The 26,799-nt window shown below is 45.1% G+C and carries 21 protein-coding genes; 9 read left to right on the top strand and 12 right to left on the bottom strand.

Going from position 1 to position 26,799, the window contains the following annotated elements; translation table 11 throughout:
- Positions 1 to 73: 73 nt before the first annotated feature.
- Both C1T21_RS10455 and C1T21_RS10460 read right to left on the bottom strand, forming a co-directional pair.
- Positions 74 to 2,122, bottom strand: coding sequence for an iron ABC transporter permease (locus C1T21_RS10455; RefSeq protein ID WP_103048180.1), 2,049 nt, complete (start codon positions 2,120 to 2,122; stop codon positions 74 to 76).
- The gene (locus C1T21_RS10460; protein ID WP_023987856.1) at positions 2,119 to 3,114 is read right to left on the bottom strand and encodes an ABC transporter substrate-binding protein; all 996 of its coding nucleotides are present in this window, start codon (positions 3,112 to 3,114) and stop codon (positions 2,119 to 2,121) included. Before C1T21_RS10460 ends, C1T21_RS10455 begins: the two co-directional genes overlap by 4 nt.
- Positions 3,115 to 3,282: 168 nt before the next feature.
- On the opposite strand from C1T21_RS10460, the gene infC reads away from it, so the two are divergent.
- From infC to C1T21_RS10475, 3 genes are all read left to right on the top strand, one after another.
- Positions 3,283 to 3,795 (top strand): translation initiation factor IF-3, encoded by a 513-nt coding sequence (infC, locus tag C1T21_RS10465; RefSeq protein ID WP_103048181.1) that lies wholly within the window; start codon positions 3,283 to 3,285, stop codon positions 3,793 to 3,795.
- A gap of 61 nt (positions 3,796 to 3,856) precedes the next feature.
- Complete coding sequence (locus C1T21_RS10470) at positions 3,857 to 4,627, top strand: ANT(4')-I family aminoglycoside nucleotidyltransferase (protein ID WP_103048182.1); 771 nt, start codon at positions 3,857 to 3,859, stop codon at positions 4,625 to 4,627.
- Positions 4,628 to 4,994: 367 nt separating this feature from the next.
- Positions 4,995 to 5,543, top strand: coding sequence for a hypothetical protein (locus C1T21_RS10475; protein WP_103048183.1), 549 nt, complete (start codon positions 4,995 to 4,997; stop codon positions 5,541 to 5,543).
- Positions 5,544 to 5,648: 105 nt separating this feature from the next.
- On the opposite strand, the gene C1T21_RS10480 is transcribed toward C1T21_RS10475, so the two are convergent.
- On the bottom strand, positions 5,649 to 6,032 hold the full coding sequence (locus C1T21_RS10480; RefSeq protein ID WP_025723972.1) for a DUF423 domain-containing protein: 384 nt from the start codon (positions 6,030 to 6,032) through the stop codon (positions 5,649 to 5,651).
- 219 nt (positions 6,033 to 6,251) lie between these two features.
- Between C1T21_RS10480 and C1T21_RS10485 the strand changes: the two genes are divergently transcribed.
- The 3 genes from C1T21_RS10485 to C1T21_RS10495 all read left to right on the top strand — a co-directional run bounded on the left by C1T21_RS10485 (position 6,252) and on the right by C1T21_RS10495 (position 9,392).
- A complete protein-coding gene (locus tag C1T21_RS10485) occupies positions 6,252 to 6,725 on the top strand; it encodes a hypothetical protein (protein WP_071640102.1) in 474 nt (157 codons plus the stop codon).
- Positions 6,726 to 6,757: 32 nt separating this feature from the next.
- Complete coding sequence (locus C1T21_RS10490; RefSeq protein WP_103048184.1) at positions 6,758 to 7,609, top strand: DegV family protein; 852 nt, start codon at positions 6,758 to 6,760, stop codon at positions 7,607 to 7,609.
- A 157-nt stretch (positions 7,610 to 7,766) separates the two neighbouring features.
- Positions 7,767 to 9,392 carry an S-layer homology domain-containing protein gene (locus C1T21_RS10495; protein WP_103048185.1) on the top strand — a complete coding sequence of 542 codons (1,626 nt, stop codon included), beginning with the start codon at positions 7,767 to 7,769 and terminating at the stop codon, positions 9,390 to 9,392.
- 68 nt (positions 9,393 to 9,460) lie between these two features.
- On the opposite strand, the gene C1T21_RS10500 is transcribed toward C1T21_RS10495, so the two are convergent.
- Entirely contained in the window at positions 9,461 to 11,050 is a 1,590-nt protein-coding gene (locus C1T21_RS10500; protein ID WP_103048186.1) for an amidohydrolase, read from the bottom strand.
- A 45-nt stretch (positions 11,051 to 11,095) separates the two neighbouring features.
- Positions 11,096 to 11,794: a 4'-phosphopantetheinyl transferase family protein gene (locus tag C1T21_RS10505; protein ID WP_103048187.1), complete on the bottom strand. Its 699-nt coding sequence runs from the start codon at positions 11,792 to 11,794 to the stop codon at positions 11,096 to 11,098.
- Positions 11,795 to 12,019: 225 nt separating this feature from the next.
- Between C1T21_RS10505 and C1T21_RS10510 the strand changes: the two genes are divergently transcribed.
- Complete coding sequence (locus C1T21_RS10510) at positions 12,020 to 13,486, top strand: RICIN domain-containing protein (RefSeq protein WP_103048188.1); 1,467 nt, start codon at positions 12,020 to 12,022, stop codon at positions 13,484 to 13,486.
- 110 nt (positions 13,487 to 13,596) lie between these two features.
- On the opposite strand, the gene C1T21_RS10515 is transcribed toward C1T21_RS10510, so the two are convergent.
- From C1T21_RS10515 to C1T21_RS10540, 6 genes are all read right to left on the bottom strand, one after another.
- The gene (locus C1T21_RS10515) at positions 13,597 to 14,112 is read right to left on the bottom strand and encodes an acyl-CoA thioesterase (protein ID WP_013309488.1); all 516 of its coding nucleotides are present in this window, start codon (positions 14,110 to 14,112) and stop codon (positions 13,597 to 13,599) included.
- A gap of 99 nt (positions 14,113 to 14,211) precedes the next feature.
- Positions 14,212 to 14,760: a helix-turn-helix domain-containing protein gene (locus tag C1T21_RS10520; RefSeq protein ID WP_039269838.1), complete on the bottom strand. Its 549-nt coding sequence runs from the start codon at positions 14,758 to 14,760 to the stop codon at positions 14,212 to 14,214.
- Between the two features lie 242 nt (positions 14,761 to 15,002).
- Positions 15,003 to 16,571 (bottom strand): glycoside hydrolase family 32 protein, encoded by a 1,569-nt coding sequence (locus C1T21_RS10525; protein ID WP_258012426.1) that lies wholly within the window; start codon positions 16,569 to 16,571, stop codon positions 15,003 to 15,005.
- Positions 16,572 to 16,642: 71 nt separating this feature from the next.
- The gene (locus tag C1T21_RS10530) at positions 16,643 to 18,262 is read right to left on the bottom strand and encodes an ABC transporter substrate-binding protein (protein ID WP_103048190.1); all 1,620 of its coding nucleotides are present in this window, start codon (positions 18,260 to 18,262) and stop codon (positions 16,643 to 16,645) included.
- Positions 18,263 to 18,280: 18 nt separating this feature from the next.
- Positions 18,281 to 19,162, bottom strand: coding sequence for a carbohydrate ABC transporter permease (locus tag C1T21_RS10535; protein ID WP_013309484.1), 882 nt, complete (start codon positions 19,160 to 19,162; stop codon positions 18,281 to 18,283).
- A gap of 14 nt (positions 19,163 to 19,176) precedes the next feature.
- Positions 19,177 to 20,061 carry an ABC transporter permease gene (locus C1T21_RS10540; RefSeq protein ID WP_258012427.1) on the bottom strand — a complete coding sequence of 295 codons (885 nt, stop codon included), beginning with the start codon at positions 20,059 to 20,061 and terminating at the stop codon, positions 19,177 to 19,179.
- 506 nt (positions 20,062 to 20,567) lie between these two features.
- Between C1T21_RS10540 and C1T21_RS10545 the strand changes: the two genes are divergently transcribed.
- Entirely contained in the window at positions 20,568 to 21,602 is a 1,035-nt protein-coding gene (locus C1T21_RS10545; RefSeq protein ID WP_103048192.1) for a LacI family DNA-binding transcriptional regulator, read from the top strand.
- Between the two features lie 22 nt (positions 21,603 to 21,624).
- A complete protein-coding gene (locus C1T21_RS10550) occupies positions 21,625 to 22,599 on the top strand; it encodes a carbohydrate kinase family protein (RefSeq protein WP_103048193.1) in 975 nt (324 codons plus the stop codon).
- 427 nt (positions 22,600 to 23,026) lie between these two features.
- Here C1T21_RS10550 and C1T21_RS10555 read toward each other — a convergent pair whose 3' ends face one another.
- A complete protein-coding gene (locus C1T21_RS10555; protein ID WP_103048194.1) occupies positions 23,027 to 26,641 on the bottom strand; it encodes a GH32 C-terminal domain-containing protein in 3,615 nt (1,204 codons plus the stop codon).
- Positions 26,642 to 26,799: the final 158 nt, after the last annotated feature.

Here is a 26,799-nt window from a genome sequence, read left to right on the forward strand (position 1 = left end):
GAAAAATAAATAATAAAGGCTGCTTCCCCACGGAAAATCCGCTGGGAAACAGCCTGTTTAAGTACATATTCAACTACACTGACTTACTCTTATTGGAGCGATACATCAAGTACAGGAAATACGGTGCACCAATCAGTGCGATCAGCAATCCGGAAGGAATTTCGGTCGGCGCAAGCACTGTCCGGCCAATCGTATCAGCCAGCACCAGCATTACTGCTCCCAAGATGCTCGACAGAACAATGGAGCGGCGTACATGGTGCCCAATCAACGTACGCACGATATGCGGAGCAATCAGCCCGATGAAGCCAATTGTACCTACACAGGCTACCGCTCCGCCCGCCAGCAGCACACCCACTGCCATCGCCAGCAGCCGGGTGCGACGCACCGGAAGTCCCAGGCCCATGGCGCTGCTATCGTCAAATACCAAAAGATCGAAGCGGCGAGCTAGCCACCAGGCTATTGGCAACAACACGAGCAGAAAGGCCAGAATCGTCATTACCTGCCCCCAGTTTCGAGCGTAGGTACTACCCGTCAGCCAAATATAGCCTGTACTGCCCCAAAGCGAGCCTTGGATAATCAGTACCTGAATGCCGGCTGCTCCGATTGCTGATACGGCAATCCCAAGTAGGATGACCACAGACGGGTTTAGGTGCTTGTTCCATGATAAAAAGAAGATTACTGCCGCCGACACTGTCGCTCCGGCAATCGCCGCGATGGGCAGCGCATAAATAGGCAGCCCCGGCCAAACGATAATTACTGCAAGCGCGCCGAAACCAGCCCCTGAAGAAACACCGATGATCGAGGCATCCGCTAAGGGATTACGAACAGCTAATTGGATCAAGACACCGCTGACCGCAAGCGCGATACCAGCCCCGGCTGCCACCAGCGTGCGCGGAATTCTAAACTGCAGCAAGGCCGAATTTGCGTTCTCACCGCCGAACAGGCCGGACAACAAATCGCTGACCGGAATTCGCATTCCTCCAAACATCAGGCTGAATACGGTCAACAGCACGGCACCGCACCCAAGCAACATAACGAGCCTGCCATACGGTAATTTCCGAGAGCGCACACCTATGTTCATTGAAGACTGTCCACTAATACCAGAAGGCAGCTTCATCTTCCACAGAATCAACCAAATTAACCAAGGAGCCCCAATCAAGGCCATCATTGCTCCGGTCGGCAGGTCCATGCTTGATTGGTGGACCATTTTCGCCAGCACGTCAGCGCCCGTCAACAGCAATGCCCCCCACAGGAAGGAACCGGGCAGCACCCAACGATGCATTTTTAGACCGCTTAAGCGCACCAAATGCGGAGCTACCAAACCCACAAAACCAATAGGTCCAATGACGCTGACTGTAATGGTCGACAGCAGGACAGCCAATACAATTCCCACCGCCCGGGTCAAGCTAACCTTTTGTCCGAGTGACGTGGATGTGGACTCATCCAGATCCAGGACATCAAACTGCCTTGACAGCAGAACGGCAATGACCGAGAGTCCTACGACCCAGGGCCAGGCGTAAGTTGTCCCGCTCCAGTCGTTTTGCACAAGCGAGCCAGAACCCCAGAGAAACAATCCCTGCGTTTCAAATGAATAAAAGATATGCAAAGCTCCGGTAAACGAACCGAGAACCATGGATACAATCAAGCCGGCAAGCGCCAACCGAATTGGACTTCCAGCTCGTCCCCCGCCCATGAAGTAAGCGAGTACCGCTGCAAGCAGGCCGCCGACAGCGGCAAATAGAAACGGCGCCTGGTGCAGCAATCCGGGAAACATCACCGCGCCAAGGACGACCACAAAGTAGGCACCAGCGTTAATTCCTAGTGTATCAGAAGCCGCCAGCGGATTTTTGGTGATGGCCTGGAGCAGAGCACCGGCGATGGCCAACGCACCACCAGCCAGGATTCCGATGACCGTACGCGGCATTCGGAGATCCCACACCATGTTATGATCAAGCGTATTCTGACGCTGAGTCAACGCCTCAATTACTGTATGCAGCGGGATTGAAGCCTCTCCATAACACAAGCTTACAAAAAAAAGCACGATGAGGACGATCAATCCGCCCCCAAAGATGCTTCCTACACGCCAAGTCTTCGATAAACCCGTTGTGCCTGCTCGGGTCATTTCGTCAGAGCTCCGACTACCTGATCAACCAGTACTTTGGATGAGATAGGACCGCCGAATGTCCATGTTGTACCGTCCAGCGGATAGGTCCGTTTTTCTTTAACGAAATTCAGTCCGTTCCATACCGAGTTGTTCTTCATCGCGGCTCCAAATACATCGTCCGTCTTTTGTGTAATATAGATAAAATTGCTGTCCTGTACAGCTGGAAGAGCTTCAATGCCAACGGTGCTAAACCCGTATTTCTCGGTCTTGTCCGACTTCCAGTCGTTCACCATGCCGATTTTCGCAAGCGTTCCCACTACAACCGAATTTTCTTTGAACATTCGCAGACTGGCAGCATTTTGAGCTGTAAAGGCCTGTGTCAGCGCATAGTGAAAGTCTGCTTTACCCGCCTTCTCCAATGTAGCCTTTGCATCTACGTAGTGCTGGTCAAGTTCGCTTAGGACCTTATCAGCCTGTTCCGTTTTACCGGTAGCTACAGCCACTTGCTTGAAGATTTCAACCATACGGTCGTAATCATAGCCGTTCCCCTTGTAAGGATCGAATTCTATCGTTGGTGCAATTCCTTTAAGCTGCGCATAGATCGCTGCATTGTTATCGGCGTTAGAGATAATAAGATCCGGCTTGAGCGCCGCAATCGCTTCTAGATTCGGTTCGCCCCGTGTGCCGATATCAGTTACGGTATCAGCCAGCTTCGCCTCCGGTGTTACCCACAGCTTGTAGTTTTCATTGTCTGCATTGCCGACCGGCTGTACGCCAAGTGCAATGAGGTCCTCGGTAAACGTCCATTCGAGTACCACGACACGTTCCGCTGGCTTGTCCAGTTTGACTTCCCCGTGGTCGTCCTTAACCGTAACCGGACCAGCCGTTGTGGATGTCTGCTCAGACCCTGCAGTACCTTCCGTCTTCGAGCTATCCCCAGCTGCACCGCAGCCCGCCAATACAATAGTAAAAACTACAAATAATAATAGGCTATTCAACATCTTTTTCATTTCTCTCAATCACCCCTGTATGTATATTGCATCGGAAAATGATAATCATTATCAGTAAAAGATTATAGGGGTTAGTGACTTTTGTCAATACGGATAAATCTAAAATTGAATCACAAATAGGTTCCGTATATGATAGCTTTATCATTGTTTAAGGGAGGCTACATTTACGTGGCAGTATTAATCAACGAGCAAATTAAAGCTGATGAAGTGGTACTCACTGGACTCGCGGGAGAGAAGCTCGGCGTTGTCTCCAAGTCAGAAGCCTTGGCTATGGCCCGATCCCAAGGGGTGGACCTGGTCTGTACCTCACTCATGAGCAGTCCACCGCCCTGTAGCTTGGTCGCAAAGGGCAAAGGAAAAGCGCTGGCGCAAAAAGAAACCGCAGCAAACAAAAATGTCGGCCGAGTCGCAAGAAACAGCGGCAAAGAAAAGGTCAAGGAGCTTCGCTTCACTGCTCATATTGAGGAGCATGATTACGACACGAAGCTGCGTCAGGCAGACAAACATCTGCGTTCCGGAAAACCGGTGCAGTTGGTCGTTAAAGCGTCTGGAGCAAAAGAAGCATCTGTCGCCAAGGCGGTACTAGAGCGGCTACTGGTCGATCTGAAGGAAGCCGGGGTGAAGGAAACTGGAATCCAGACGGGCGGCAAGGGCTCACAAGTGAAATTAAACCCGCGCTGAATGACGAATCCGTAAATTGGACAAGTCACCTTAGACCGTAGGGAACAGAGGGGGATCACTAATGAACATGAATGGACCTGTCAACATTTCTCGAAGTGAGAGACTTCAGACTTGCCACGAAATAGCTGCGAGGTTACATGAAGTATACAGAGACAAGATTCTGGCTATAGGGGTCTATGGATCTGTTGCAAAAGGTACTGACGGCCCTTTCTCGGACATTGAAATGTTTTGTGTACTGAGTGAATCAAACGGCCCTGTAGAATTTAGCCATGAATGGTCGGCGGGCCCCTGGAAAGCTGAGGTGAACGTCTGTAGTTCAGACATTCTTCTTAAAATTGCCTCTACTGTTGAGGGCGATTGGCCGTTGACACATGGACCCTTCTTTTCCCCACTTCGTCTGTATGATCCTAAAGGCTTTTTTTCTATATTAAAGGAAGCGGCCGAATCCCCAACAAAGGAAGATTTCAGGTATGCCATCAACGAAGTGCTTGTAGGTGAAATGTACGAGTTTATAGGAAAGCTTAGAAATGTCCGTGTAAATGGCCCTCATACCTACTTGCCGTACTTGGTAATGCAGTTTGCCCAATATGGGGCTATGTTAGTTGGGTTGCATAATCAGAAGCTTTTCTCAACGGGTTCAATGGTTCTACCGGAGGCCCTGGAACTGCCGAGTCGTCCAGAAGGATTTGATCATATCGTTAAGCTGGTCATGTCTGGAGATTTAGCTGAACCAGCGACGATCATTTCAGCCTGTGAAGATTTCTGGAGTGGTCTTGTGAGTTGGGCATTCGAACATGACTACCTTATTCAATCACAACGAATCCCCTTTTAATCGAAATTAAAATTTGCTTTAATTGCGCTTACTATAATTTATCATGTTTTTGATAGGCCAAGTCCCCCTTTCATTAAGGGGGATTTTACTTTTCTTCTGGATGGATGAGACTGCTTCGTTATATTTTCCCATTGTAATATATTTAAAATTTAAATTACTTGATTTCACCCCCTCCCTCCTTTATTCTCTGTATATGTAGCTCTGGCTTTGCTTATCTGAGAAAATTTTACGCATAGGGCTTTATATAGATTTTATTTTTGTTAATATCCAACAACAGGGCCTTAGGCACTATGATAGATTACGTTTTAATGATATATTGATAGGTACTATAAAAGACTAATTACCCATGGCTTGGGCTGGAGGATGTATGAAAAAGGAATCAAATCAAGACGAAACCAGTTATTTATTTAATGTAGATGTATTAGTTAAAGGCCGTTCGAACGTTGAGGCCCTTCAGTTCCTGCTTAATCTCTTGAGCCAAAATGAGCAAATTGCGGATAGCCGGATTCAATCCGGTATCGAACTTGGCAATTTAATTGAAGCTGCACTGTACCTAAAAAAACAGTCAGCCGTGAATAGCCCATCTGATGCAGCCGCTACGCTCGCGGAAAAATTCTCTAAAAAGAAATCAGCCGCAATTACGAACAAGCCACCAGTCGTTCAAGAGATCAAACAATCCCACGTACAGCCAAAGCCTGCAACACAACAAGACCTTAGTACGTATGAATGGATCAAACGCTATATACATGATAATACGCTTGTACGGTTAATCGTGAACCGCTATGGCGGACAGCGCAGCATTCCTTGCCGCATCCTCAACCTGGATCATGATAATAGCCTGCTGAGTGTGTATCATGTAGATGAGAAGCAAGTGTACTCCTTTAAAATGAATGAGATCGATGAAATCACATCGTAAATGTAAATACTTCACAAAAAAACGAAGCATGAAAAAAGAGAACGGTCAGGAAAAACATACGTCTTTCTTGTCCATTCTCTTTTTTTGCATTATCCGAAAAGAGCTCTAATCCTCTTTCTTAAGACCCATGGCAGCCCATGCCAGCAATATCCATCCTGCAATAAAACACACGCCTCCTAGAGGGGTAATAGCCCCCAGCACACGGATTCCGGTCAAACTTAGCACATACAAGCTACCAGAAAACAAAATGATACCCGTCAATAACAGACGCGCTGCCCATCTTAAACGGTTGGAAGGACCCCACTGTCCGGCAGCCAACGCAATGATCAGCAAACCGACAGCGTGAATCATATGATATTTCACACCTGTTTCATACACGGCCAAAGCATCCGCGTCGATCCGGGCTTTCACAATATGTGCCCCGAACGCTCCAATGGCTACCGCCAACATCATCATTATAGATCCCACAAATATCCATTTTCTTTGCATGTTTGTGTACTCCTTTTCATCTCATCCTTTTAGCCGAATGTTCTTCTTATTTTATCGAAACCGTATGAAGTTTACCAGCCAGCGTGTGTGAACAGACCGCATACAGAATTGGATGATTAGACCCTGTCTTTTGAAGGGTAATGTGTAGGATGGCTTGCTTTTTTGTTTATTTTGTGGAAAATTAGTACCTGTTCGGACTATGTTCAAGGAGTGGAAAAAATGAGTTACCAAGATCCTAATTTGCAAAAACCTGCTGCGTCTGAGGAGCACCCTGTTTTTTCAGAAGCTCCTGTGTTTCAGCCTCCGGTCAAGCTCAAACATTCCGGTCCCGGTATTGCTTCTTTTATTATGTCGCTTGTCAGCCTGATCGGATATATTATTCTAGCTATTATGGTCATTAATCTGCTGGCTCATTTCGGCCAATACCAAACGATGAACCCGGAAGTTGCTCTGCAGCAAACCGGAACGGTACTGCTTCCTTTTATTTTTTTAGGCAGCCTGTTGCTGAATTGTAGCGGACTTGTGGTCGGTATCATTGGAATTGCGTTAAAAAACCGTAAGAAAACCTTTGCTATTACAGGCTTAATCATTAATGCACTTATTATTGTAGGCTTTATTGCTCTTCTGGCCATCGGCCTTTCCGTTCCAAATAGCACAGCGGATATCTATCCTTCCTCCGTGCAATCTTTATAATTTTTCTGCATCACACAGAGAGGATTCAATGTATGAACAAAATTAAAATTTTTGCCGACAGTACCAGTGATATTCCTGCTCACTGGCGTCAACAGTACGAGATTAGCATTGTGCCATTGTATACAGTATTTGGTGATGAGGCATTGCAGGATGGGGTGAACATTCACCCGGAACAATTATTTCAACGTGTAAGCCGCGAGGGACATTTACCGCGTACCGCCGCACCTTCTCCGTCGGATTTTATTCAAGCCTTTGCGCCCTACATAGAACAAGGGGACGACATTTTATATATCAGTCTGTCTTCCGAGCTATCATCGACGTACCAGAATGCGCTACTCGCTGCCTCCGAATTTCCGGAAGGCCGCGTTACGGTTTTTGATTCCTTGAATTTGTCGTGCGGCTTTGGCCTGCTTGTGATGAAAGCTGCTCGTGCGGCAGCCAACAGAAATACGATAGAGCAGATTGTAGACATATTGACGAAAACCAGGCCGTTAATAGACACGGAATTTGTCATTGATACACTTGAATACCTGTATAAAGGCGGAAGATGTTCAGGCATGCAAAACCTGATCGGCAGTCTGCTCAAAATTCGTCCGGTGATCAAAGTGATTGACGGAAAAATGACGCCTGCCTACAAAGTCCGCGGCAAACGTGAAAAAGCTTTGGATCAGATGCTGCAAAATGCACTGAATCAACGAGATCAGATGGATAACGATATCATTATTGTCGTGCACGCTTTGGCCGAGGAAGATGCGCTGATGCTGCAAGCTCGTTTGAAAGAAGAAACGAACGCACAAGAGGTACTGCTAACGACAGCAGGCTGTGTCATTTCCAGTCATTGTGGTCCACAGACTATCGGTATTATGTATGCCAAAAAAGCATAGTTTATCCAATATCAAACCCGTTGCCGCGTAGGTGGCGGGTTTTCTGGTGTTTTTCCAGCAATTTAGCAATGAATAACTTTCCTCTTTTTGATAGTATTATTCGTCGAGCAACGATATATGAATCTACAATCTATCATAAAAAAGAAGGTTATTTGGTATGAGTTCCAAACGATCACGTTGGTTAACCCGGCTCACCCTATCAGCAACTGCAGCCATCACAATATTCACCACATCCACATCATATTTAGCTGCTCCAGCAGCAGCATCCGGTGCTACGTTCCAAGATATTGCACACAGCTATGCCTATCAGTCTATTATTTCCCTGCACGCTAAAGGAATTTTGAACGGTACACAACCTGGTTACTTCTCTCCTAAAAAGGCTGTTACCAGAGCCGAATGGGTTACCGCACTGGACCGTACACTCGGTCTGGAGCCTGTACAAGCGGCCGTTTCCTCCTACCGAGATGTTGCCAAAAAGACGTGGTACTATGGATGGATTGAAGCAGCTTCTCAACTCAATATCGTTCAGGGGGGAACGTCTGCGACATTTCAACCTAATAGTCCTATAACCCGTCAAGAAGCGGCCTTGATGATCGCACGTCTCATCCGCTCTTCGGGTCGATCAGGAGATGCTACTTCCTCCTTCACAGATACTGGCGAAATTGCAGATTGGGCCCTTGATGCGGTAACCAACGTAAATCGTTACGGCTTTATGAAAGGTGAAAGTAACTATTTTCGTCCTGCATCCTCTCTGACCCGTGAAGAAACAGCAGTATTGCTGGAACGACTGCTAGCGTATTCAACAAAGCATGCTAACCAAACTGCTTCCACCGCTTCTTCCATCCGAATAGGCTGGCAATATGATCAAACCGTTCAGCAGTTTGAAAATACGGTGCTTCAATCCAACATCAACACTCTGTCACCACGTTGGTTTTTTCTAAATGAAACAGGTATTATCAGCGATTATACCAATTCGTCGCTGCTTGCCTGGTCCAAACAGCATCATAAAAATATCTGGGCGATGGTAGGCAACCGTTCCAATTTGGCACTGACACACCAAATTCTGTCCAGTGAGGTTCTACGAAATACAACCATAACTCAGCTTGCTAATGCCGTATCTGTATACGGTTTGAACGGGCTTGTCATTGATTTTGAAAATGTAGATGGTCAGGATCGCGCCAATTTAACATTGTTCGTCCAACAATTAAAAGCTAAGTTGAAGAGTCAGAATACGGTACTGGCGATTTGTGTATCCCCTGATTACGGAACGGACTGGACTGCCGCGTTTGATTATAAACAGCTTGGCGCTGCGGCAGACTATCTGATCCTGATGGGATATGACGAGCATTGGGGAGGTAGCTCGATCCCCGGCTCTGTGTCCTCACTGCCATGGCTCCGGGAAAGCGTGCGGCGTTTTGTACAAACCACCTACCCGGAGAAAGCGATCTTGGCGTTGCCATTATTTACACGGAACTGGACGCTTAACGCTAGCGGAAAGTCAATCGCTTCCTCTGATATTTCACTAGATCAGCAAAACCAGCTAGTATCTCGTTCCGGCTCCAAACCAATCTGGAATGAGGATATTCAGCAGTACACCGTGTCTTACAAAGACACGCAGCTTCATAAGCTGTGGCTCGAGGAAGGACGATCCTTCACTCGTAAGTATCGCTTGGGACAGGATGCTGGGTTTGCTGGCTTCGCCTACTGGTATCCGGGCGGAGCAAGCTCTGATCTGTGGTCCAGTGTAAAAAACGCAGACCGATTTATACAGCGTGGTTTATAAAATACAAAGCCTTCAACCTCACATGAAAAGTGAAGTTGAAGGCTTTTGGCATAATACTTATCCCCAGCCTATGACCGATATGCAACTTTCCCGTTTACAATTGTCATTCGTACCTTAACATCAAGTAAAGCTTGCGAACTTTCCGATACATCACGGTCAATGACTGTAAAGTCAGCGGCCTTCCCTTCAGCTATCGTTCCTCTTTCATCAGCCTCGCCGGCTGCTACTGCGCTTCCCGTGGTAAACAAACGAATGGCTTCATGTACATCCAGCTTTTCAGCGGGAAGATAGCCCTCATGCATTTCTTCCGGCTTGGCGCGAGTCACTGCCGCATGAATACCAAGAAAAGGGTTTAACGGCTCAATCGGCGCGTCACTACCTCCAGCACATGGAATGCCTGCTTCCAGTAGCTTTTTCCAGGCATATAAATATTCAGTCCGTTCTTTCCCCACCCGATCCAGTACCCAAGGGAAGTCACTTGCGACAAAACGGGGCTGGATGTCCGCGATCAGCGGCAGCTTCGCCATTCTCTTGACCAAATCACCCCTAAGCACCTGTCCGTGGATCAGACGATCTGGCAAACCGCTTTCCTCCGTGAGCGCATGGGCCTCCATCGCTGTCAAAATCATGTGCGTCGCCCCATCTCCTATGGCATGCACAGCCACGGGATAGCCTGCGGCTCTGACAGCAGCCACCATCTGATTCAGCTCCGGCTGCGGTTGGATCGCCATTCCACAGGTATGTGGAGCATCACTATAAGGTTCGGATAATAAAGCCGTTCTTCCACCAATAGCGCCATCGGCAAACATTTTTATCGCACCGATTTTAAACCACTCATTTCCGGTACCTGCACGCAGCCCTTGCACTTTCACTTCTTCCAAAAATGGATGATAGATGAGCTGGTGTGTGCGAAAAGGAAGACCTTCTTCCCTCAGCTCCCTGTAAATTCGCTGCATCGTCTCCACGCTGCCCAAAAAACGTAAATCCTCTGTGTGCGCAGCAGTCAAACCAAGCCTTAGCGCATCCATACAAGCCCGCCGAATCGTATCCTTCTTAACCGAATAATCCGGCTCTGGCTGCACGCTAGTAAAGGCAAAGGATGCTTCCTCATAAATCAATCCGTTCAACCGTCCATCTGCATCTCGCCCATAGGCTCCCGAAGCCGGGTCAGGGGTGTCCTCGTTAATACCCGCACGTCGAAATGCCTCTGAATTGGCCAAGAACGTATGAAAACACGTACGAGTGAGATATACCGGATGCTGATCTGTAATGGCATCCAGCTCGGCTATATCCGGTATTTCAACAGGAATAAACGCATTTTCATTCCAGTTGAGTCCTAAAATCCATTCTCCCGGCGGTGTTACAGCGACCCGTTTGCGCAGCATAGCCAGCATCTCTTCCTTGGAGGTAGCTGATGTTAAATCCAGCATAGCCAGCTTCATACCATGCATAGACAAATGCATATGTGAATCGGTTAAGCCTGGCAGTACATAGGCGTCTTCCCAATCCACAGTTTCATATTCCTTACCGGACAACTGTAATTCAAGCTCCCGAGCATACCCGATGGCCTGTATCCGTCCATGCTGTACAACGATGGAGTCTCCTTTGGAAGCCCACTCCCCATACAACCGGCCGTGCTTGAACAAAACGAATGTCAACGCCACTCATCTCCTTTTTTCAACTATACGCATACCCACTTCATATTACGCCTGTGTTGCCACTTCCAAGCGTAGTGTATTTATATCTATCTGCTGCACCTGCTGGGCAAATTGGTCATGAGCTGCACAGACAGCCATTTTATAATCCTGATCCAGCTCATACTGCTTAAAATGACAATACTCGGTGGTAAAGCCCTCTGTCGTGAAGCCTATGAATGGTTGTGCCTTTAGCTCAAATGAAAAAGACTTCAACGGCAGGGTTAGTCCCTGCCCCTCGGCCTTGACAAAGCTTTCCTTAAGCGTCCATAGATCGTAAAAATACGATAAGCGGCTGTCTGCATCCTGACGCATTAACGCATCATACTCTGTGTCCGAAAAGCACACCCTACCTACCTCAAAATCAATAGGACGGAGCTGTTCAATGTCGATTCCAAGCGGGTGATCATCAATAGCGCATACCACCCATTTTCCCGAGTGAGAAACATTAAAATGGAATGCAGGTGCATTGATCAAGGAAGGCTTACCGAATGCATTGTATGTAAATTGAAGACTGGCATTAGATACCTTCAATTGCCGGCAGGCCAACCATCTTAGCAGCACATCGGCATATAAGCCCCTCAAAGCATCTTCCCGATGTAAAAAACGCTCTAACTTGTGCTGCTTTTCCAGCGAAACCTGATTTACCAGTGATTCGTAATGCTCCTCAGCCTCCGGCTTGCTCGTATCAATCGCGTATATTTTCATGGTTGCCTCCTGTATACCTAATGAATATCAGCCAGTTTGTAACACTCACCGTTCGATGGAAGTCTGTTAGATATGGATGGCGTGTGCCGTGTACATGGTCAATATACTACTCTAGCACTTTCAATTCAATATGGATACAATTGGGATAAGTAGCTCTATTAAAACTATTTCATAGAGCGTTAATGAAAGCGCTTTAAAATAACACATACAGAGGAGGACGAAACAATGAAATATGATTTTGCCCGCTTGCTGTGTATTATGCTCTCTATTTTGCTGACGTTGAGCATTTTTCAGATGTTTTCACCTAAGATCGCTTCAGCCGCTTCAGCGAATGTTGTGAATGGCATTCAGTTTAAAGATACAGATGGAAACGTGGTCCATGCCCATGGGGGTGGTATGATTAAAGTAGACGGTTACTATTATTGGTTTGGTGAAAATCGTAATCCCAACGGCACGTTCAAGGCGGTATCCGCCTACCGTTCCTCTGATTTAAAAAACTGGGAGTTTCGTAAAAACGTACTGACCAGCAGCTCCGCCGTAGAGTTGAATGTTTCGAATATTGAACGTCCGAAAGTGATTTACAATGAAAAAACACGTAAATACGTATTATGGATGCATAAGGAGAATGGGGTTAATTACAACGAGGCCCGAGTGGCTGTCGCCTCTTCCGATACCGTGGACGGCGATTACACGTATCAGGGCAGCTTCCGTCCTCTGGATTACGATTCGCGCGATATGACCGTATACAACGATAACGGTACAGCTTACCTCATTTCGGCTACCCGGGTAAACGCGGATCTCAACATTTATCGTCTGACACCGGATTTTCTGCAAGTTGAATCGCTGGTGACTACACTTTGGCCTGGACAATATCGTGAAGCTCCGGCGATGTTCAAAAAAGGAGGCGTCTACTTCCTGATTACATCCGGGGCAACCGGCTGGAATCCCAATCAAGCCAAGTATGCTACCGCATCCAGCATTGAAGGAACCTGGAGTAATACGATAAACTTTGGGGACGGTACGACTTATGGTTCACAGTCGGCTTACGTGATTCCTGTTGAAGGTGCCCAGACAACTTCATACCTGTATTTGGGTGACCGTTGGGCAGGTGCGTGGAGCGGTCCTGTGCAGGATTCTCAATATGTATGGTTGCCACTGCGTTTTCCAACAGCGACTTCATTAGCCATGGATTGGTTCGACAGCATTAATATTGACACCGCCAGTGGTGTGGTCGAGGGGATAACGACGCCAATTGCCATTGATCCGGATGCCTATTATCAGCTAGTGAATCGCAAGAGCAATAAGCCACTAAGCATTATTGGCAATGCAACGACGGACGGCGCAGACCTGGAGCAGCGTGCAGATTCCGGGGCAGCAAACCAGCAATGGCAGCTCAAAGATGCAGGCAGCGGATATTATAAAATTGTGAACCGCAACAGCGGAAAGCTAATTGGTGTTGAAAGCGGTACGACAACAGACGGTACAGTTATTGAGCAGTGGAGTGACGGAGGCTGGTCCAGTCAGCATTGGCAATTAGTATCCGTAACCGGTGGTTATTACAAGCTGAAAAATCGGGCAACCGGCAAGCTGATCGATATTTCTGAAAGCGCCACCGCCGATGGAGCCAAAGCCATTCAATGGGGCGATAATGGTGGGACAAATCAGCATTTCCGTGTAGTTAAAGTAGAATAGCTCAAGTTATTTTCAAAAGGAGCCGTATTCCGAGCAGATCATGGTCGACTGCTAACGGAAAAGACGGCTCCTTTTTACGTAAAACAATGAAATTGATAATCTCTAGTACGTTACAGTTCCCACGGATAATCTGTTGTCAGAAAACTAGCCAGCTGCTTGCTTTCTTCCCTCCGCTGACGCCGTATGGCTGCGCGTGATGGAGCCGTCTGATGCAATTGTAACTGCTCTTCTGTTTCTGGAATCACCTGCGGGACAGTCACCTTACGGTTGTTCTCGTCCAATGCCACAAAGGTCAGAAAGGCGGTGGCTGCGATTTTTCGGTCACCAGTCATCAGTCCTTCACGAATCACCTTCACGAACACCTCCATCGAGCTGCGGCCTGTCCAGGTTACGAACGCTTCCAGCGTGACAGAATCACTCGGATGGATAGGAAGCAAAAAATCCACCGAATCCGTAGACGCTGTAACTGTGTTCGTACGACACAGCTTAGCAGCTGCAATAGATGCGATATCGTCGATATACGACATCAATCGGCCGCCGAAGAGCGTGTTATGATTGTTGATATCGTTGGGAAATACTCGGGACGTCTTGAAGCAGTAGGTTTCTCGGATGTACTTGCTTTCCATGGGTTCTTTCCTCTCTTTTCCTCGTTGCTCTCTTTTATATCTCAGGATTTTGCAAAATCCTGATGTGGAAGCCTGTTTTAGACTATGCTAATCATCCCACTAATCCGCATAATAAATCAATACATAAAAATCGGCATCCTCTTCCGAATCATTGCGGTAGGTATGTATGTCAGATACTTGAAATTGTACGGCATCCCCTGCACTCAGCTTAAGCTGTTGCCCCTGCATTTCAAAGTACATCTCCCCACGGATCATGAGAATCGTTTCCTCTCCCAGATGCTTCTCTGCCTGGTGTGTAAAGCCTGGCTTCAGACTTACCGTGAACACCTCAAACTTCTTTTCAGCGTGATACGGGAATACAGGGTAAACAAAGTAGTTACCGTCCTCATCAATAACCGGATGCAGGTCTTCCCTCCGAATCTTCGTGATTTGCGGCGGGTCTTCTTTGAGAAAGGTGGAGAAGGATACATGCAAACCGTTCGCAATTTTCCAAAGGGTTGTTACCGTAGGATTAGATTTCCCCTTCTCAATCTGAGCCAGCATCCCTTTGCTGACCCCTGTCAGTTCAGCCACCTTATCCAAACTTAATCCTCTAGTCTTCCTGATTTGAGCCAAATTAGAGCCAATAATATGCTGCATTGAATCCACGGACGATGCCTCCTTGTATCCAAAAGTCTATATAAGAAGAATACACAATTTAATCGAGAGAGGTTCATTCGAAAATGAATCTACAACTAAGTCTTGACAGACCTATTGCTATCTAGCTTACACAAACTCATTATCTTATCCAATATAAAAAAGTGTCAAATTGAAAAATCAATTTGACACTCGCTACTCAATGAGTTCCTTCGTGAGATAATTAAAATTTGAATGATATCAATAGTTAACGTCTAAACATTCTCATTTCCCCAAATGCTCACCAGATCATTGATCTGAAGCGACACGACCCTCAGTTCTCCACCAATGGCGTAGAGTTCTAGACCCTTACTTTCGAAGTCCGGGAAAATCATGTCTGAAATGATTGTTTTTCCATGATTGCCGAAGACTTCGACACTTGACCAATCCAGATAAATGCTCAACTGTATCCTCTCATGCTCTGGCTTCATAGTGGCCTTGTGTATTGCTGTGAAATCTGAATGAAAATCAGTGGCGCTCGACTTCGTCCGATCGACGAACAATTCTTCATTCGAGATATTATATCCGATGATCGTCTCCTGATTGGCGGACTTCCGTACTTTAAACCCGAATTCCACGGCAGTACCGATTTCAAATTCTGCAATAATTTCTGCCTTGGCTGCGAAAATATCAGACAACACGTTCATATCTGGCTTAATCGTCAAGTCTTGCAGAGACAAAATCGGTTTTCTTAGCTGACTTAATTCACTTATGGGTGCTTGGATTAAGTGAAGTCCCTCTGGATAAGTCCTAAGCTGTAGCTCACGAGGAATTGACATCTTGCCACGCCATTCCTCTGAAGGTAGCGTGGTACCATAACGCCAATTGTTCATCCAGCCGACCCAAATCTTTCGTCCGTCCTCGTTTGGAATCCCATTCCATGTCACGGCCGCGTAAAAGTCTGATCCGTAGTCTACCCATTTAATAGCATCGATAGTTTTCAGCGCTTCATCCAGAGCAAATGCCTTACCGTCAAAATTACCTATGAAATACATCATGCCAGAACCGCCTGCTGGTGGTTCCGGATCGTCTGGATTCACACCATTTCTATCCCCCACGCTTAGCATTAGTATCCACTTCGTGGTATTCTCATCCTCATCTACTCGGATTCGAAATATATCAGGACATTCAAATATCCCTCGGTGTATATGCGGAATGTCGGAACCGAATTCGCTTGCAAAAGACCATTCTTTCAGGTTTGGTGATGTGTAAAATTCTACACGTTCTCTTACGGCAAGAAGCATGATCCACATTGATGATTCATCATGCCAAAACACCTTCGGATCACGAAAATCTAGCGTTTCCGTTGGGAATAAGACCGGATTACCTTCATATTTTATCCAGGTTCGACCTTTGTCCTTGCTGTAAGCAATGCTTTGCACCTGCGGCTTGCCCGGCTGAGCCCTGTTGCCCTCATTCGTATAAATGGCAACCAATCCTGATCCTTCTTCGTTGAAAAATCCGCTTGTATTGTTCTTATCTACCACCGCACTTCCCGAAAAGATTGCTCCGTCCTCTCCAGGCGGAATTGCCGGTGGGAGTTCGTCCCAATGTACTAGATCCTTACTTACCGCATGCCCCCAATGCATGCGGCCAAAATCAGGCTGCGTATCATGGGGCGTATGCTGGTAGAACAGGTGGTACTCTCCTTCATAGTAAACCAAGCCGTTGGGATCGTTCATCCAATTTTTCTCCGGTGAATAATGAAATTGAGGCCTGTATGTCTCCCTATAATAACTGTTTCGTGATCCTTTTCTGCTGCTATTCTCATCCGTTAGGTGCATCTCTTTAATGGTATCCACTCTCCTTTTGATTGTTGATAAGGTGTAACAGCCCCAACCACCTTTTATATGTTTCAGCCTTGATCTTTAAGATATCTGTCGTAGCCTTTCTGTTTGATTTCCAGCCATTTGTCTAGTCCTAGTCTGGACAGCTCGGCCTTATATTCCGCCCATTCTTCTTCCACTTTACCCGTCTTGATCCATTCCGCCCGCTTGCGGTTAACGTAAGCAAACAAATCGGTTTCCAATGTGGAGATCTGCTTCTGATCCTCCAGCGAGAAGAAGACTTTCGGGAAATTATGGTCAGCCTTCATATAAGGAACGAGTCTCTCCTTCATGAGCTTAAGCCGTCCCACTGCATCATCGGGCTTGGTCGTTACTTTTCCGTAATACTCGTCAAGAATTGCCAATGGACCGCCGATATTCGTTTTTTGCCGCAGCTCGACAGGGGCCGTTCCCTTAAGCGGAAGATGCTTCAGCATATGACTCGCTTCATCGTATTCAAAAATGTTCTGCTGAGTTTTGTCGCCGTAGGTGCCCCAGTTGTCCTGTACGGACTGGATAGGATCATACAGTTGGTCAATCCATTTTGCCGTAAGCTCAAGATTTTTGTTGTCACTGGTAATCACCATTCTCCCCCGGTCAAAGCCGAGATTGTTCGTGCGGGTCACATTGACTTCACCGCTTGGCCCGGCGAGCGGATTCATCAATTCATATTTATCGTTATCTCCTGAGATGTTCGCCTTATCCCATTGAAAGTAGAGACCATATTTTTCATTCTGGCCTTTGGCCAGATACGTATTGTAATCCTGCTCGAATGACTCTTCGTCGATCAGGTTCAGCTTATACAGCTCATTAAGATATTTAATCCCCTCTTTATAACCATCCTGATCGGCAGTGAAGACCACTTTCCCCTCATTGGTCACTACCGTATGATCGCCGTTGTCCCCAAGTCCGAATGATCCGAACAGAAAATTCAGGTCCTCATTGCCGTTATTGAGTATAAAGGACAGCGGGATTTCATCCGCTTGGCCATTTCCGTTAGGGTCGCCATTTTTAAATGCGAGCAGAACTTTTTTTAAATCCTCGGTGGTTTTTGGCATTTTAAGTCCCAGCTTTTTCAGCCACTCCACATTGATCCATGGCATGTCGTTTACAGAATGAATGCTATCCTTCTCAGAACCCAGTTCTTCAATCCAAGGAAAAGCATAAATATGCCCGTCCTGTGCGGTTATCATGGATCTGTACTCAGGTGCTTCCTTCAATACCTTCTGCAGATTCGGCATATATTTTTGAATCAAATCCTCCAGAGGGATAATAGTTCCATCCTTTCCGAGATTCAACAAATCGTAATCGGAATATCCGGCATCCAGTATGGCATCTGGAAGATCTCCACTGGCAACAGCAAGGTTTCTTTTTTCAATGAAGGAATCGGAGGTGAAGTTGGTAAAATCGATATGCACCCCTGTTTTTTCTTCCAGTCTTTTATAAATCAACTTTTCATTTGGATCGGAAGGTGCCAGCGGCGAGCTTTGAGTCATAAAATGCAAAGTAACTTTCTCTTTAAGCGGCAGAGTAACATTTTCCAGCTTGTAATCTTCGGATGCCGCAGAATTATTGCCTGAACCGCCACATCCGGCAAGCAGTGAAGTAGAAAGTACCAACACAGACAAAGTTAGTAATGTTTTTTTCATCTCTATTCCCCCGATTTGTTATTTGATCGAACCTACCATGACACCCTTTTCGAAATACTTCTGGAAGAATGGATACATGACAATCAAAGGCAAACTTGATATGACAATGGCAGAGTACTTAATCATTTCAGACAATTTCTTAAGCTCCGCTTGTGCCATTGCATCGGCAATCATGCCGGGCTGAACCTGATTCTGTATCAAAATGGAGCGCAGTACCAGTTGAAGCGGAAACAGCTTCGGATCATCCAGATAAATCATGGCGTCGAAATAAGAATTCCACTGTCCGACAAAAGCGTATAAAGCTAGAACAAAAATAATAGGCTTGGAAAGCGGCAGGACGATTTTAAAGAAAATACTGAGCTCGGAAGCTCCGTCTATACTCGCCGCCTGGAACAGCTCTTTGGGAAGTCCCTGGAAATAAGTCTTTGCCAGAATAATATTGAATACGCTGATCGAGCCGGGCAGAATAATGGCCCAGACCGTATTCAACATGCCTAAATCCTTTATCACCAGATAGGTCGGAATCAGACCGCCACCGAAAAACATCGTTATCAGGAAAAAGATCATAATGGACCGTTTCCCTACCAACTCTTCAATCGCAAGCGGATAAGCCGCGAAGACGGAAAATAATACGGTTGCGAACGCAAAGGCTGCTGAATAAAAAATAGCATTAAAAAAACCGCGGATCATGGCACTGTTGCTTAGGATTTTGGCATATCCCGTGAGTGTCCAGTCTGATGATGTAATGGCAAACCCTTTGGTAATCAGGGTATTTGGAGTTAAAAAGGATGAAAGCACCACATAAACCAGCGGTAACAGAATAGCGAGAACAAACAAACCAAGCAGAATATAATTGATGATGAGCAGAATCCGGTCCTTCCCGGTGTAATGAATATCCATAAATACCTCCTTCTTTAATACAGCCCTTCTCCTTCGTTCAGCTTCTTGACGACGGTATTTACGAAAATCAACAGGAATACATTAATTACGGAATTGAACAACCCGATTGCCGTAGAATAAGCATAATCGCCGGATTGCAACCCCACCTTGTATACGTAAGTCGCGATGATTTCCGAGGTAGGTGTGTTCAGAGCCGTCTGCATCAGGTAAGCCTTTTCATAGCCGATCGACATAATACCTCCTGCAGCGAGAATGAACAGGACGGCCATGACGGGTTTAAGAGCTGGCAGATCAATGTGGAAGATTCTCTTCATCAATGAAGCGCCATCAATTGTTGCAGCGTCATGCAACTGCGGGTCCACATTGGCTAAGGTGGCCACATAAATGATAGAGGACCAGCCCGCTGTTTGCCATATACCGGACAAAATATATACCGTTCGGAAATAGGCAGGATCAGTCATAAAAGAAATCGGCTTGCCGGTGAAGGTTGTTACCAAAGCGTTCACTATTCCAGCTGGCGATAGAAAAACAAACAGCATACCGGCAACAACAACAACCGAGATGAAGTTAGGTGCGTATACAATAAGCTGAATATTCTTCTTGAGCTTCGCTCCTCTGACCAGATTTAACATTAAGGCCAGAATGATTGGTACTGGGAAACCGAGAATAAGACCGTAAGCGCTTAATTTAAGCGTATTCATTAAAATGTCATAAAAATTTGGTGATGAAAGAAACCGCTGAAAATGTTCAAATCCAACCCATTCGCTGCCGAGGATGCCTTTTCTTGGGCTGAAATTTTTAAACGCAATGATCGAGCCGTACATGGGAACATACTTGAAAATGACGGTAAGAATTATGGACGGAAGCAGAAACAAATACAATATATAATTTCGAACCATATAGCTTAACCAATGGTTTCTTTTTTTTGTTTCTGAAGCCTTTAGTCCCCTTTTTTGAACGATCGAATTTGCCAATATTTTCCCTCCTACTGTTCACGGCTTGTTATACTACACAAAATATAAGCCATGTTATGTCATCTCTCTGACATAATTAACCAAGATGTTTTTCAAATACTTGCTTGTAATATCCACACCTCCAACAGAACGAGAATTTTACACATTCCCAAAATGAATGGGCTTACAATTTACATTTGAACATATTTTACTCTTACAATTTAGCAGATGCACATTTAATTAGTCAATATATTTCGGGTGAAAAATTCATTCAAAAAGCGTATTTCAAGATAATTATAATGTTTTTAGCAAAAATCCATCAAAAATACACAATATAAATAAACAAACGTAAACTTTTATTGTTCATTTGAATAAATACATTGTTAAAAACATGAAAATACTATATATTTAGAAATATGAAGAATCTTAATTCGGAGAATAAGGTGAACAATATGACGAGAAAGTCAAAGGTTACGATACAAGATATCGCTGATGCCTTGGGGATTTCCAGAAACACTGCCTCCAAGGCGCTTAATGGAGTGGAGAGTATTCCCGCCGTTACTAGGGACAAGGTGGTCAAAAAAGCAATGGAGCTTAAATACAAACAATTTTCTTATATGGAAGCAGCTTCTGAAAAACAAGGCAATATCGCACTTTTGACCTGTAATCTTCCTAATAGCTCACACTTTGGATCTTTGTTGATCAGCGGACTGGAGAAGGAAATCAGCAAACAGGGCTATACTTTATCTATTTATTTTGTTCGTGAGAATGATATCAATTCAATGACCCTACCCGGCAATTTTGAACCTTCGAATGTGGCTGGCATCTTCTGCATCGAAATGTTCAGCAAGGAATACAGCAAGCTGATCACAGATCTTTGCATCCCAACCATTTTTATTGATTGCGCTGCGGATATGATGTATCCAGAATTGAAGGCGGATCTGGTATTAATGGAAAATGAACACAGCACATACTGTGTTACCCGGAAATTGATCGATCATGGCTATGAAAGCTTCGGTTTTGTAGGCGATTACAATCATTGCAAAAGCTTCAATGAACGCTGGACCGGATTTAATAAGGCCTTAGCAGAAGCAGGAATCGCCGTAGATCCTGCCCTTAGCATTGTAGCGCCTGACCGCAACTTCTTTATAGAGGAGAACTGGATGGAACAGCAGTTGGATGCCCTGAGGGAGTGTCCCTCCGTCTTTATTTGCGCCAATGATTTCATTGCCATCAGCGTGATCAAATCTTTGAAAAACAAAGGGATTAAAGTCCCGGAAGATGTTGCTGTTTGCGGGTTCGATGATGCTTCGGAATCCCGGGTTGTCGAGCCTCATCTTACAACCGTGCATATTTATAGTAGTCAGATGGGTATTATTTCAGCCGAAATGTTATTGTCAAGAATCAAAGACAATACCATGCCATACCGAGTGACTCATGTTGCAACGGATATCGTATACCGAGACTCGACCCCTGTTCTAAACTAAATCTACCAAGAGGTGAATCAAAGTGAAAAATGACAGAACGGTTCTTTGTGTGGGCGAGTTGCTCATTGATTTTTTCTGCACGGATATTGATGTTAATCTTGCCAAGGGTCAGCATTTCTCAAAGCAGGCCGGCGGCGCTCCGGCAAATGTAAGCGCAGCCGTAGCCAAGCTCGGAGGAAAAGCGTCATTCTTGGGGAAAGTCGGGGCTGATCCCTTTGGCATGTACCTGAAGCAAACGTTGGATGAGCAGCATGTGGATACGTCCATGCTCCTTTTTGATCCGTCAACGCCGACTACACTGGCCTTTGTTTCCCTTGCCGCTAACGGTGAACGGGATTTCGTGTTCAACCGCGGAGCTGACCGTCAACTGTCTCTACAGGACATTGATAGAGAATGGGTCCAGCAGGCTGCCATTCTGCATTTTGGCTCGGCAACGGCCTTGCTCACCGATCCATTCCGGGAAACGTATTTGTCTTTATTGGACGAAGCGAAGGCTAATGGGCAGTTCACCTCCTTTGATCCCAATTATCGGGGGAACCTTTGGGAGGACAGGCTGGCGGAATTTATCGCACTGTCCAGAAGGGGAATACACAATGCGGATTTGGTAAAGGTAAGCGAAGAGGAATTAAACATCATTACAGGGCTGGCTGACCGCGATGCTTCATTGGATCTTTTGCATGGGTTGGGAGCGAAGACGGTGGCAGTTACCTTGGGGAAAGAAGGAACCCTCATCTCAAGTGGTGCTTCCCGTTCGTTAATCGGCAGTATCGCTGTCAAATCGATCGACTCTACTGGTGCCGGAGATGCCTTTGTCGGAGCAATGCTGTATCAAATCAGCCAGCTGAGTCAGCCTAAGGCATTTACCTCCAACTGGGAGCAGCAGCAGGAATTTGTGACACTTGCCAATCAAGTCGGCGCCATTGTGTGCACTAAAGTTGGAGCGATTGCAGCCTTGCCGTCGTTGGAAGAAGTTAATCGTTTCGTAGCACTAGGTTGAATCAAGGAATGAAGCGTAAGAACAGCAAAAGGTGTCCGACGATCTCTAAGGTCGCTGGACACCTTTTTATGTAGAGATCCGTCATTCATTGGAAAGATGCTACTGATCGGGGCAACTTTCAATGAATGACGGGAAGCTTGGTAAATATTTAAACTTATTATTTATGATGCGGATCTCTATTAGTCTCGATTAATAAAATGAAGCGAGAGCATCGCGTCCTTATAGTTGATAGGGTGATGAAAGTGACTGAAGGAAGGTAAGAATATATTTATTCACAGGTATCGTCTTCGATCATAACCGCTTCTGCAAATTTCCTGCTTAAGCTTGGCTTTTATTAGGATAGTTTTGCTTGGAAACTTTGTGTCGCTGTGCGGCGACACAAACTAAACTCATAGAGATACAAAAATCATTATTTACTCAACTTTAATCATTCATCTTTATGTTTTAGTTTCACTTTAACTTCATTAAAAAAGGCCGTTGTATCCCATACATTGAGACCAAAGTGTCCTTCCTTATAAGTTTGATCTTTTGTGTCGATAACTAACTTATTGTTCAAATAAACCTTAGTGATATCGTCTTGTACTTCTACTTTGAGATGATAATCTGTATTTGGCTGTAAATCCAGTTTTTCATCATTGTTATATGTCGCAATTTCATATCCGGTTCCATCAACAAATTTAATTAATTTTACAATATTATTTTTTATATCCACATTTGCTGCATACAAATTCTTTGCTGTTAAGTCAGAACGAAAAACCAACGAACCTGCTCCAATGGAGTTGTCTATCAAATCTTTTTCAGAATCACCGGGGTGGGAATCTGTATCTGGCACGTTTATATTGGCTTCATATACAAAATTCCTGCCGGTCACTTTTGATACTATAAAAGCATCTCCCTTACTCTGTCCCTGTTTTCCATGTATGGTGTCGGCCCACTTCCCGTTAACGGCGGTCCAACCTGATAAGTTGGATTTAAAAGAAGAGTCCTTTTCTTTCCATACACTCTTTAGAGGATATAGGTGCAAAGATTTCAGCTTTACATTTCCGTCCTTACTATAAATTGTTAATCCTTTGCTTGCAGAATCTGCGAATATCTGATCGGTAATCACTGTCGTACCATCATCACCGAACACCTCTACAGCTGATCTGTCAACAATAACTTGCAATTTAATCGTGCCGTTCTTAGCATGTAATGGTCCATCATGCTTGCCAACTACATTACTTCCGTAATCAAAATTTCCTGAATGAGTCCGATCAACGAATAATTGCTCGTTGTAGACATCATAACCGACAGTAGTATATTGCTCGCTTCCTTTACGGATTTCAAAGCCAAATTCTGTTGCCTTAGTATCCGATACATCAAACAAAGCGATCATTTCAAATGTATCTTCTGAAAAATTAGAAAGAAGACGACTGTTACCCGATATGATTTTATTGGTATACGAAATACGATCCCCTCTGTCGCGAATGCTTTTTAGGGAAATAGGGGTTTGTTTTAAACGTAGACCCTTTGCGGTTTGAGTGAGCTCCATCTTCCGCGGCAGTGTTGTTGAACTTCTCCACGTTGAGGTGGGTGTATCGTTGGCATACTGCCAATTACTCATCCAGCCGAGCCAATATTTCTCACCATTCTTCCCTTCTACTCCACTCCAATCCACAGCAGCATAAAAATCAGCTCCATAGTCAGTCCATAACACTTTATCGGAAGTATTTTCATTTTTAAACGTTTTACCGTCAAAGCTGCCTACAAAATACTGCATGCCCGATCCGCCTGCCGGAGCACCATCATTTATACTTACCTGTAAGACCCACTTTCTTTTTGAAGGGTCGCCATCAACCGGCAATTCGACTAACGTAGGACATTCCCATATTCCTCCGATGCTGCCGTTTGTGGAAGGAATCCACTGTCCAGAAACAGCGGACCAATCTGTGAGGAGTCCGCTTTGTTTCATATCTGTTTTCTCCGGCTCTTTTGCAACCTGATCAACTTTATCCGATATGGTCCCTTCATTATAAACATTAACATCATCAACATTTATATGACCGTAACCATCTTTGGCATGGTCTACTACCTTGATATATAACACTTCACCAATATATTTGGACGCGTCCCATACGTATTTTGAATATTTTTCTTCATTAAATTTTATATTGGCCTGGCGGATCAATTCTTGATCGTCGGCTGCTCTGACCAATGATACATAGGTATTGTCGCCATCATCGCCTGCTCCTAGTAACAGATTGATTTCACCGGATCCGCTTAATTTAAAATAGGAGGAATGCAGTTCACCTGTTGCTTCATCACCCTCGTGAAGCTTGGAATATCCCCACAAGTGATAATTCCCCTCATGTCCGAAGGGTCCACCCCAATAAGTCGCTTCACTGGATACATGATCATCCGAAAAAGGATCGCCTTGGGTCACCGTCCATCCGGTTAAATCGCCTGTTTCAAAATCATGATTGGTGATTTCTTTCTCATCGGTCATGATATTTCTACCCAGTTGAACATCCTGAAATATCGCAGAAGAGTGCAAAAGATGTAATCCAAAATGGCCGGACAGGAAGGTTGCATCATCGATATCATGAATGAGATTTCCGTCCAGATACATCTTTATATTTGACCCAAATGTGCTCACTTTTAAATCATGGCTTTGATAAGTATCCAGCGTTACTGTGGTTTCAGCCAGAACCGTTCTATTCCCGTCTTCCATTTTCACAATTTTCACTTTATCGTTTAAAGCATCGATACTCGCCATATATCCATTTTTCGCATCAGCATCCGTCCGGAAAACAAGTGATCCTGTTTCATCTCCTCCCTCTGACAAATCTATATTCGCATTATATATAAAGTTGTCCCCAGTCTTACCACTTATGATAAAAGCATCATCTGCAGATGTACCGCTTTTCCCCTCCATGGTATCTTCCCACCGGCCGGTTACAGCTGTCCAATTAGATAGATTGGTTGCAAAGTTAGAGGTGTTTTTGAAACTCACATTTCGGAAGGAAGCTGTTGAATTCCAGGCGGTCAGACCGTAATAACCATAATCAAATTCAGTATCCGTTTCTTTAATTACAGACTGATCATCTACAAACACCTGAATGTCATGACCATATACGTCTACCTGCACGTTGTAAGTTGATGAGGTTCCTAGAGTTAAAGACTTGCTTGCAATTTCTGTATTCGATCCATCGATATTCTTATTTAAAGTAACGACATCATTTTTGGCATCCAGGCTGACGACATAACCGTTTTTCGCATTCTTGTCAGCACGAAAAACCAGACCTCCTGAGCCTTCCCGGCCATTCTTTTTATTAAGGGTAATATCTCCCTCATAGGTGAATGAACCACCTTCCTGTGAAGACATAGCGTACGAAGTGGTATCCAGACTATTGGCCTGTATTCCGTTGTCTTCACCAAATTCGCTTGCATAGGTCCACTCTTTTAAATTGGGTGAAGTATACAACATTACTTTATTCGCTGCGGCCAAAGACATCACCCATTGTCTGGAGTCTTCATGCCAGAATACTTTAGGGTCTCGCCAATCCGATATCGGGGGATCCGGCATTACCGGATTTCCTTCATACTTGGTCCAGGTTCTGCCTCTATCTAAGCTGTATGCAATGCTTTGAACCTGGCCGTTATCCCCGGAATGAGTAAAGATCGCAACCATCGCTTCTTTTCCGAACCCTGCAGTATTGTTCCAATCGATCACAGCACTTCCCGAGAAAATCTGACCGTTTTCATCTGGATATAACGCAATCGGTAAATGTTTCCAATGGATAAGGTCTTTGCTCACCGCATGCCCCCAATGAATCGGTCCCCATTTCGTTCCATAAGGATGATACTGGTAAAAAAGATGATATTCACCCTTATAGTAAACCATTCCATTCGGGTCGTTCATCCAGTTAGCCTCAGGCGAAAAATGAATCTGATTACGGTAAGTTTCATCGTAATAACCAAGATCAGCTGCAAAGGCGGGAGTTAACGGTAAACTAAATACCATAAAGCAAATAAGCAGCATACTTAACTTCCTCTTCACCATCTTTCACATCCTCTTTAATATTTTGAACACCTAGTGTTATTCTTAACATCACAAATAAAGCGTTTACATTTATCTCTATAACTCAATATCTTATGTTTACGCTGTTTTGGTCACAAAAATCCGACAAAGTCCGGCCAAGGATGACTCCCTGACCGGCA

Origin of the sequence: Paenibacillus sp. F4, assembly GCF_002894905.1 — a bacterium.
GTDB classification, from domain to species: Bacteria; Bacillota; Bacilli; order Paenibacillales; family Paenibacillaceae; genus Paenibacillus; species Paenibacillus polymyxa_B.

Coding starts and splice junctions, on each gene's coding strand:
- C1T21_RS10455 (WP_103048180.1), bottom strand. CDS start 2,122: ATGACCCGAGCAGGCACAACGGGTTTATCGAAGACTTGGCGTGTAGGA.
- C1T21_RS10460 (WP_023987856.1), bottom strand. CDS start 3,114: ATGAAAAAGATGTTGAATAGCCTATTATTATTTGTAGTTTTTACTATT.
- C1T21_RS10470 (WP_103048182.1), top strand. CDS start 3,857: ATGAACATGAATGGACCTGTCAACATTTCTCGAAGTGAGAGACTTCAG.
- C1T21_RS10475 (WP_103048183.1), top strand. CDS start 4,995: ATGAAAAAGGAATCAAATCAAGACGAAACCAGTTATTTATTTAATGTA.
- C1T21_RS10480 (WP_025723972.1), bottom strand. CDS start 6,032: ATGCAAAGAAAATGGATATTTGTGGGATCTATAATGATGATGTTGGCG.
- C1T21_RS10485 (WP_071640102.1), top strand. CDS start 6,252: ATGAGTTACCAAGATCCTAATTTGCAAAAACCTGCTGCGTCTGAGGAG.
- C1T21_RS10490 (WP_103048184.1), top strand. CDS start 6,758: ATGAACAAAATTAAAATTTTTGCCGACAGTACCAGTGATATTCCTGCT.
- C1T21_RS10495 (WP_103048185.1), top strand. CDS start 7,767: ATGAGTTCCAAACGATCACGTTGGTTAACCCGGCTCACCCTATCAGCA.
- C1T21_RS10505 (WP_103048187.1), bottom strand. CDS start 11,794: ATGAAAATATACGCGATTGATACGAGCAAGCCGGAGGCTGAGGAGCAT.
- C1T21_RS10510 (WP_103048188.1), top strand. CDS start 12,020: ATGAAATATGATTTTGCCCGCTTGCTGTGTATTATGCTCTCTATTTTG.
- C1T21_RS10515 (WP_013309488.1), bottom strand. CDS start 14,112: ATGGAAAGCAAGTACATCCGAGAAACCTACTGCTTCAAGACGTCCCGA.
- C1T21_RS10525 (WP_258012426.1), bottom strand. CDS start 16,571: ATGCACCTAACGGATGAGAATAGCAGCAGAAAAGGATCACGAAACAGT.
- C1T21_RS10530 (WP_103048190.1), bottom strand. CDS start 18,262: ATGAAAAAAACATTACTAACTTTGTCTGTGTTGGTACTTTCTACTTCA.
- C1T21_RS10535 (WP_013309484.1), bottom strand. CDS start 19,162: ATGGATATTCATTACACCGGGAAGGACCGGATTCTGCTCATCATCAAT.
- C1T21_RS10540 (WP_258012427.1), bottom strand. CDS start 20,061: ATGGTTCGAAATTATATATTGTATTTGTTTCTGCTTCCGTCCATAATT.
- C1T21_RS10545 (WP_103048192.1), top strand. CDS start 20,568: ATGACGAGAAAGTCAAAGGTTACGATACAAGATATCGCTGATGCCTTG.
- C1T21_RS10555 (WP_103048194.1), bottom strand. CDS start 26,641: ATGGTGAAGAGGAAGTTAAGTATGCTGCTTATTTGCTTTATGGTATTT.